This is a genomic window from Micromonospora endophytica (genome assembly GCF_003236305.1).
GTDB lineage: Bacteria > Actinomycetota > Actinomycetes > Mycobacteriales > Micromonosporaceae > Micromonospora > Micromonospora endophytica.
Map to the genome: position 1 here is coordinate 1 of NZ_POTX01000251.1, position 8,426 is coordinate 8,426.

The following is an 8,426-nucleotide window of genomic DNA, read 5'->3' on the forward strand; positions in this document are numbered from 1 at the left end:
GGGTCAGCGTCGGAATGGGCGTCGGGGAGGCCGTCGGGGGTTGCGTGGCGCCGTCGCGGGGCGGGAAGCGCAGCACCCGGTCGTCGTTGGCCGCCGGGCTGCCCCGGCCGTCGCGGTTGCTGGTGGTCACCCAGAGCCAGCCGTCCGGGCCGTACTCCACAGTGCGCAACCGGCCGTACGTGCCGAGCAGCTCGGCGGTGGGTGTGCCGACGCCACCGGAGCCGGTGAGCGGTACGTTCCACAGCCGGGTGCCTCGCAGGGCGGCCACGAAGAGCCGGTTGCCGGCGATTGTCGCGCCGCTCGGTGACGCCTCGGCCGTGGTCCAGGTGAGCAGCGGATCCCGGAACCGGGGGTCGCCCGCGCGGCCCTCGACCGTGGGCCAGCCGTAGTTGCCGCCCGCGACGATCAGGTTGACCTCGTCCCAGGTGTTCTGGCCGAACTCGGTGGCGTAGAGCCGGCCCTGAGCGTCCCAGGCCAGCCCCTGCACGTTGCGGTGACCGAGGCTGTAGACCGGGGAGCCGGCGATCGGGTTGCCCGGTGGCACCGAGCCGTCCGGCCGGATCCGCAGGATCTTGCCGTTGCGGCTCTGCGGGTTCTGGGCGCTGGCGGTCTGCCCGGCGTCACCGACCCCGACGTAGAGCAGCCCGTCGGGACCGAAGGCGATCCGGCCTCCGTCGTGGATGGCCGCTCGGGCCAGCCCGGTGAGGATGGGTTCCTGGTTCTGCGGTGCGGTGAGCCGGAAGCGGGAGATCCGGTTGTCGGTGGCGGTGGTGAAGTAGACGTAGACCCAACCGTCCTGCGCGTAGGTCGGTGAGACGGCGAGCCCGAGCAGCCCGCCCTCGCTGACCGGTGTCACGCCGGCGATGGTGGCCACCGCTTCCGGTGCCTGCCCTGGGCGTACCCGCACCACCTGTCCGGTGGGGCGTTGGGCGACCAGGGCGCTGCCGTCGGGCAGGAAGTCCATGCCCCACGGCACCTGTAGGCCGGTGGCGACCGTCTCCGGCCGGGTGAAGTCGAAGTCGCCGACGGCGAGCGCGCCGGGCGCCCCGTCGCCTGCCGCAGGTGCCGCGTCGCCGGGCCGGGCCTGGCCGCCGTGGAGCACCTGCGACGGACCGACGGTGGTTGGTGCCGCGCCGGCGAGACCGCCGAGGCCGACGCCACCGGCGACCAGCCCGGCGGCGAGTGCGGCGCCGACCGTGAGTCTGATCTTCATGCCACTCCCTATTAATTGATGTGACTCAATTTAACAAAGGGGTGACCGGCACGCAGGCGATCTCCACCACGGGTAGCCCCTCGGGCGACGGGGTCATCGCCCAGCGTTGTCGGCGTCGCTGCCCATGCTATTCTCCGTCGTCGATCTCCGCAGCGCCAGACGGGACCGCAGTGGACACGAGCGAGCGGCCGGCCGCCGGGGCCTTCGCGTTCATCTTCACCAGGTTGCCGGCCCTGCTGCGAATCTCCTGCGGTCTGACCGGCGCGGTGGTGGCGCTCGCCGTGCGTACCCCGCCGGTCCGCACCGAGCTGCTGCTGCCGGCGGTCGCGGTGCTGACCGCCTGGTCGATCTGGTACACCCTGCGGGCCTGGCGGCACGGCATCGGCATCCCGCTGTTCGCCGGGGACGTGGTGCTGACCACCGCCGCCTGCCTGGCGGTCCCGGTGCTCGTCGCGCCGGAGGTGCTACCGGGCGAGGCGAGTTGGATCGCGGTGCTGGCCAGCACCACCGTTATCACCGCACAGACCACCGCACCGCCGCGCCTGTCGATCCCGGCGGGGCTGCTGGTCACCGCCGCGTACGTGGCAGGCGTGCAGGCCGCCGGTAACAGCACCGAGGCCAGCGCGCACGCGGCGACTCTGCTGGCACAGACCGGTTGCGCGGCGCTGTTGACCGCGGTGATGCGGCGGCGGATGACTCGGGCCGACGCCGCGTTCCTGGTGAACCAGCGGGCCGCGCGGGAGGCGCTCATCGCGCGCACCGCCCGGGCGGCGGAGCGGCAACAGAACCGCGACCTGCACGACACCATCCTGGCCACGCTCACCATGGTCGGGCAGGGCGCGGTCACCGGCCCCTCCGAGGCGCTGCGGGAACGCTGCACCGACGACCTGCGTACCCTCGCCGCCCTGGCCGAGGCGCGGTCGATGCCGAACACGGCCCGGCTGGACGAACAGCTACGGGCGGTGCTCGCGCGCCTGCCCGGCTTGCCGGTCAACGCCGATCTCCCGCCCTGCACGGTGCCACCGCCGGTCGCCGAGGCGATCGCGGAGAGCGCCCACGCGGCACTGTCCAACGTGGCCCGGCACGCGCCCGGCGCGGCCACGGTGCTGCGGCTGCGGCGCCTCGCCGGCACCGTCGCGGTCGAGGTGATCGACGACGGTCCCGGTTTCGACCCGGCCACCGTCCCGGCCCACCGGTACGGCCTCCGCGAGGCGGTACGCGGCCGGATGGCGACTGTCGACGGGCGGGCCGTCATCGACTCCACACCCGGTCGTGGCACCCGGATCCGGCTGGAGTGGCCCGATGTGGGCTGAGCCGGACGCCGCCGACCGGACGCATCGCGTTCCCGGGCCGCGTACCCCTGAACTGGTGCTGGCGAACCGGGCCGGGCGCGCGGCGGCTGCGGTGGCGCGGATCTCCGACCGGGGTGCCCGGATCGTGGTGGTGACCATCGCGCTGGTCTGGCACCTGGCGATCGGGCTGCCCGCGGTGCTGGCGGCCCGCGCCGAGCCGGCGGTGCCGCAGCTGGTGATCGGTTGCTGGCTGCTGGTGGCGGTGCTCGGGGTGCTGGCCGGGGTCCGGCTGCTGCGCGATGCCCCGCTGCCCGCGCCGCCGCTGGTCGCGCTCCTGCTCGTGGTGGACGTGGTGGTCTTCGCCGCGCTGGGTCGCGCGCAGGTTTTCGGGCCGGCCAACTGGGTCTGGGGCGGGCTCGCCTGGTTCTTCGTGGTGGTCCTCTGGCGGCAGCCGGTGCGCTGGTTGCTCGCCCTGCTGGTCGCCCACGCCGGTGTCGGGCTGGCCGCCGTCGTGCTGTACGACGCCACCGAGGCCGCGGACCTGGCCCGCGCCACGATGGCGCTGTACGGCACGTCCTCGTTGCCGGCGGCGGTCTTCGCCGGGGCCACCACGCTCGCCGCCCTCTCCCGCGACCGGACCGCGACCGCCGCCGCGACAAACGCGATGCTTGCCGAACGTGCGGCCGCCGAGCAGGCCCGGCGGGAGCGGACCGAACGGCTGGCCCTGGTCAGCGCCGCCGCGGAGGAGGTGCTCACCGAGTTGGCGCAGGGGCGGGCCGACCCGACCGACCCGCAGGTGCAACGGCGCTGTGCCCGCGCCGCCGCCCGGCTGCGCCGGTTGATCGCCGAATCCGACGATGTGCCCCACCCACTCCTGCACGAGCTGCGGGCCGCCGCCGACCTGGCCGAACGCAACGGCCTACCGATCGAGCTGGTTACCATCGGCACCCCACCGCCGCTGCCGGTGCGGGTCCGCCGGAGCCTGGCCGACCCGCTCGCCGCCGGCCTCGCCGACGCGCGGGACTGGGCCCGGCTGACCGTCGTCTCCAGCCCGGACGAGGTGGTGGTCGGCCTGGTCACCCCCGACGCGGCGGGTCCCGAGGCGGCCCCGCCGCCGACGGAGGATGGTGCGGGAGAGGTCGAGTTCCACTACGAACGGGACGGGAAGATCAGATGGACGCAGACGCGCTGGCGTCGGTGACGCCGGAGCAGCCCGTCGGGGTGGCGATCATCGATGACCATCCGGTGGTCATCGACGGCGTACGCGCCTGGCTGGCCACCGAGCCACGGCTGACCGTGCTGGCCACCGGTGACGATCCGGACGAGGTGCTGCGGGTTGCCCCCGCAGCCGATGTCGTCCTGCTCGACCTGCGGTTGCACGGCCGGGTCGTGCTGGACAAGCTGGCCGAGTTGAGCGCTGCCGGCCGGCGGGTGGTGGTCTACTCCGAACACTCCGATCCGCAGACCATGCTCGCCGCGCTGGACGCCGGAGCGGTGGCTTTCCTGGCCAAGCACGAGGGCCGGGAGCACTGCGTGGCGACAGTGCTGGACGCGGCGGCGGACCGCCCGTACGTGGCACCCGCCCTGGCCGGTGCGATGGTCGGCGATTCGCGGCCGGGCCGGCCGATGCTCTCCGACAAGGAGCGCGAGGCGCTGCTGTTGTGGTTCCAGTCGATGTCGAAGGCGTCGGTGGCCCGGCGGATGCGGATCAGCGAGCACACCGTCAAGCAGTACGTGGACCGGGCGCGGATCAAGTACAGCCGGGTGGGCAGGCCGGCGGCGACAAAAGCGGCATTGCTCGCGCGCGCGATCGAGGACGGACTCATCCGACCGGAGGAGATCGGCATCTACCGGTCGCAGGCGGCAGCCGATTGGCCGACCCCCTAACGACCGTCATGACAGCCGTGCCGGGCTGGGCGAGGCTCGTCGGTAGATGCCGTCTGCACCGGAGGTCCGTGACGATGCACGATGACGCGTCCCCCTTCTTCATCGCCCCGCACCGGTTCGATGCGTTGGACGACGACGCCGGTCCGGTGCTGGACCGACGGCACGAGTTGGTGCCGGAAGGCGATGAGGAGATACTCGGACGCCACCGGGTGGACGTGGCGGGCTACCTGCTCGGCCCGACCGAGACCTGGCGCCGGTGGGTGCTGCCCGCCCCGGTCACCCTCACCGTGACCGACCACCGGATCGCGTACGTGGGCTCCGGCTCCCCGCTGGCTCTGGTCGGTGCCCGGCATCGGCGCAGCGGCCGGATGCCGTCGGTGGTGAGTGGGCAGATCCGTTGGCAGTGGCCGTCCCGGCTGGAGCTGTTGCCGGCCGCCGGTGCCACGCCCGCGCAGTTGCTGGTGGTCTGCGACGCGCTGCGCACCATCCAGCAGCCCGCGCTCGCGCTGACCGGCCCGCAGGCGCAGATCGTGGAGCTGGCCCAGCAGATCCGCCGGGCGGTCGCCACGTTCCGGCTGGTGCGGCCCGAGTTGGTGGACCTCTCGCCGCCGGAACGGGACGCGCTGTACCGGCTCACCCTCCTTGCGCCTCGGCCGGATCAGCGGCGGGTGGTCCTGCCCGGCTCGCTGCCTGTCGAGTTCCACAGCCGGGACGACTACTACCGGCCGCGGCCGGCCGACGAGATGCCGTACGGGGCGGCCTCCGGGCAGCGGTAGGTCAGGCGGTACGGGCCTGGCGTTCCTCGGCGTCCAGCGCGGCGGCCTGCTCCGGCGTCGGTGCGGTGCCACCGAGGTGCGCCGGCAGCCACCAGCGGTCCGCCGGATCGGCCGGGCGGTCCGGGTACTCCCGCTGGGCCCGGTCCACGAGGGCGGTCAACCGACGGCTCAGTTCGACGCTCATCGCGCTGGCGTCGGGATAGCCGGCCGGGGACATCGGCTCGCCGACCAGCACCGTGATCGGCGTGTGCCGGCGGGTGAGCGTACGGGGGCGGCCCTTGGTCCAGAGCCGCTGGGTGCCCCAGAGCGCCACCGGCAGCACCGGTACGCCCGCCTCGCGGGCCATCCGGGTGGCCCCGCTCTTGAGTTCCTTGACGGTGAAGGAGCGGCTGATCGTGGCCTCCGGGAAGACGCCCACCGCCTCACCGGCTCGCAGTGCGGTCACCGCGGCGGCGTACGACTCGGCACCGGCGCGCCGGTCCACAGGTATGTGCCGCATCCCGCGCATCAGCGGTCCGGACACGCGGTGCCGGAAGACCGAGTCCTTCGCCATGAACCGGACCAGCCGTTTCGACTCCAGCGCGCCCAGCCCGCAGAAGATGAAGTCCAGGTAGCTCACGTGGTTGCTGGCCAGCACCGCCCCGCCGGTGGCCGGCACGTGTGCGGAGCCCTCGACGGTGAGCTTGAGGTCGAGCACCCGGAACATGGTCCTGGCGGCGGCGATCACGGGCGGATACACGATTTCCGGCATACCCGAAACTTTATCCCGAGTAGGTTACGCACGGGTAGGTGCGGGGTGGCAGCGATCAGTCGGCGAGCTTGTGCAGGTCGAGCCGGCCCCGGGCGAAGGCGTCCACCCGACCCCAGCGGCCCGGGATGTCCAGCACCTCGATCCGACCCATGCCGACCGGCAGCCGGGGTTCGACCGCCAGGTGCCCCTCGTGCGGCTCCAGGCCGAGCATGGTCCGCAGCAACAGCAGCGGCGCCCCGGTCGACCATGCCTGGGGGCTGCACGCCGTCGGGTACTCCACCGGAAACTTCGTCTGCTCCCGGGGATAGCCGCCGAACGCCTCCGGCAACCGGCCGTCGAAGTACCGGGCCGCGTCCAGGATCCCGCTGGCGATGGTGGCGGCCTCCTCGGCGAAGCCGTACCGCCGCAGCCCCCAGGCGCAGAACGACGTGTCGAAGGGCCACACCGTGCCGTTGTGGTAGCCGATGGGGTTGTAGCGGATCTCCCCCTCGGCCAGGGTACGCACCCCCCAGCCGGAGAAGAGCCGCTCGCCGACCAGGTGCTGGGCCACCTGCTCGGCCCGGTCGTCGTCGACGATGCCGCTCCACAGCAGGTGACCGATGTTCGAGCTGAGCACGTCGCACTGCCGCCCGTCCGGGTCGAGCGCCAGCGCGTAGTACCCGCCGTCGGCCACCCACCAGTCACGGTTGAAGCGCTCCTTCAACGCCCTGGCTTCCCGCTCCAACTGTTCGGCGTACGCGGGGTCGTCCCAGAACTCGCGGGCCATCCGCGCGGCGCGCATCTTCGCGTCGTACGCGTACCCCTGCACCTCGCAGGTGGCCCGGGGAAACGGCGGCAGGGTGCCGTCGGCGTACGAGATGGAGTCCCAGGAGTCCTTCCAGCACTGGTTCTCCAGGCCGCTGTCGGTGTTACGGCGTTCGTACCAGATGTAGCCGTTACCGACCAGGTCGGCGTAGTCGTCGATCCAGCGCAGCGCACGCCGGCACTCCTGCTCCAACTCCTTGACCAGCGCCACGTCCCCGCTCCACCGCTCGTACTCGTCGAGCAGCACCACGAACAGCGGCGTGGCGTCCACCGAGCCGTAGTACGGCGAGTGCGGCTGCTCCTCGAACGCGGCGCTCTCGCCGTACCGCATCTCGTGCAGGATCCGGCCCGGGTCCTCCTCCCGGAAGTCGTCGAAACGGGTGCCCTGCAGCGCGGCCAGGATCCGCAGCGTGGTGGCGCTGAGGTCGGGCGTGAACGGCAGCGTCTGCAGGCAGGTCAGGATGCTGTCCCGGCCGAACATGGTCATGAACCAGGGCAGCCCGGCGGCCGGCAGTGTCTGACCGCCCAGCGACAGCGGCGAGAAGCGCAACGCGGCCAGGTCGATCAGGCATCGCCGGTAGGTGGCGGCCACCTGGTCGTGCTCGCTGTTCACCTTGGGCGCGGCGGCGATCCACTCCTCCAGGTCCTGCTGCAGGGCGAGGCGTTCGGCGCCGTGCACCCGCAGCCCCATCCGCAGGTCCCGGCCGCCCGGCCCGAGGGCCCGGGTCTGCACGTCGATGGCGGTGTGCCACTGCTCGTTCGGCTCCAGGTGGATGGAGTACGCGAGGCCGTTGCGGTCGTACCGCGCCGGTTCGGAGGAGGAGATGATGGTCTCCCGCTTGAAGTTGCCGCGCCGGTAGCCCAGCCGCAGCCGGTCCGGCTCCACCTCGGTGTAGGTCTCGCCCTTCTTGTTCAGGATCTCGTCCTTGACCTCGAACAGGTCGGCGAAGTCGCAGCCGGCGTCGATCCTGATCTCCAGGTCGACCGCCTTCTCGTCGTGGTTGAGGATGGTGATGCCCTCGCGGAAGCTGCCGCCGACGGCCCGCTCCCGAATGATCGACAGCTTGGCGTCGACGTAGTGCGTGGCCAGGCCGGGCACCAGGAAGAAGCGCGACTCGTAGTACTGGAGATCGTCGTAGGAGAGCGCGTTGAGCCGCTCACCGTTGACCGTGAGCACCCACTTGGACAGGAACCGGGTGTCGATGGAGAACAGCCCGGTGGGCTCGGTCGGGGTGGCCTCGATGTCGCCGGTGGCCTCGCAGACCACGAAGGTGTTGCCGTCCAGGATCCGGACGGTGTGTGACGCGGCCATCAGCGCACCCCCCTGCGGTACCGGTGCGGCCCCTGGGCCTGCGGCGGTCCGGGGAAGATCCGCTCCAGTTGCACCACGAGGCGGGCGTCACCGCTCACCGTCATGTCCCCGCGCAACAGCGCGGCCAGCCCGTTCTCCCGGCCGGTGACCAGGTCCTCGAACATGGCGGGGTCGGTGCCGACCACCGTGTCGGCCTCCATGTCCTGCCGGCCGACCTCGATCCGGCCCCGGTCGACGCGCACCAGCCAGTGCGTGGTCTGCGGCCCCTCGTGCAGGTCGAAGCGCAGGGTTCCGGAGATCTTCGCCAGCAGCGGGTCGTACCCCCGATGGTCGAGATCCTCAAAGAACCGCACGGTCGCGTCCCCCATCGACTCCTGCCCTCCCCCTAGTC

8 protein-coding genes are annotated in these 8,426 nt (G+C 72.4%); 4 read left to right on the forward strand and 4 right to left on the reverse strand.

Features of this window, described 5'->3' with window-relative positions; translation table 11 throughout:
• Positions 1–1,213: PQQ-dependent sugar dehydrogenase (locus tag C1I93_RS25575; RefSeq protein ID WP_181445326.1), on the reverse strand; the 1,213-nt coding region annotated here is incomplete at its 3' end.
• A gap of 170 nt (positions 1,214–1,383) precedes the next feature.
• Here C1I93_RS25575 and C1I93_RS25580 point away from each other — a divergent pair.
• From C1I93_RS25580 to C1I93_RS25595, 4 genes are all read left to right on the forward strand, one after another.
• Entirely contained in the window at positions 1,384–2,526 is a 1,143-nt protein-coding gene (locus C1I93_RS25580) for a sensor histidine kinase (RefSeq protein ID WP_223256710.1), read from the forward strand.
• Positions 2,516–3,706 carry a hypothetical protein gene (locus C1I93_RS25585; RefSeq protein ID WP_111245847.1) on the forward strand — a complete coding sequence of 397 codons (1,191 nt, stop codon included), beginning with the start codon at positions 2,516–2,518 and terminating at the stop codon, positions 3,704–3,706. Before C1I93_RS25580 ends, C1I93_RS25585 begins: the two co-directional genes overlap by 11 nt.
• Positions 3,679–4,392, forward strand: a complete 714-nt coding sequence (locus C1I93_RS25590) for a response regulator transcription factor (RefSeq protein ID WP_111245841.1) — start codon at positions 3,679–3,681, stop codon at positions 4,390–4,392. Before C1I93_RS25585 ends, C1I93_RS25590 begins: the two co-directional genes overlap by 28 nt.
• A gap of 74 nt (positions 4,393–4,466) precedes the next feature.
• The gene (locus C1I93_RS25595; RefSeq protein WP_111245848.1) at positions 4,467–5,168 is read left to right on the forward strand and encodes a hypothetical protein; all 702 of its coding nucleotides are present in this window, start codon (positions 4,467–4,469) and stop codon (positions 5,166–5,168) included.
• Between the two features lies 1 nt (position 5,169).
• Here the strand turns inward: C1I93_RS25595 and C1I93_RS25600 are convergent, their stop codons facing one another.
• Genes C1I93_RS25600 through C1I93_RS25610 form a run of 3 tightly spaced genes read right to left on the reverse strand, consistent with a single transcriptional unit; the run spans position 5,170 to position 8,403 of the window.
• A complete protein-coding gene (locus tag C1I93_RS25600; protein WP_111245842.1) occupies positions 5,170–5,919 on the reverse strand; it encodes a lysophospholipid acyltransferase family protein in 750 nt (249 codons plus the stop codon).
• 55 nt (positions 5,920–5,974) lie between these two features.
• A complete protein-coding gene (locus C1I93_RS25605; protein WP_111245843.1) occupies positions 5,975–8,035 on the reverse strand; it encodes an amylo-alpha-1,6-glucosidase in 2,061 nt (686 codons plus the stop codon).
• On the reverse strand, positions 8,035–8,403 hold the full coding sequence (locus C1I93_RS25610) for an SCP2 sterol-binding domain-containing protein (protein ID WP_111245844.1): 369 nt from the start codon (positions 8,401–8,403) through the stop codon (positions 8,035–8,037). The genes C1I93_RS25605 and C1I93_RS25610 overlap by 1 nt, the downstream gene beginning before the upstream one ends.
• Positions 8,404–8,426 lie beyond the last annotated feature (23 nt).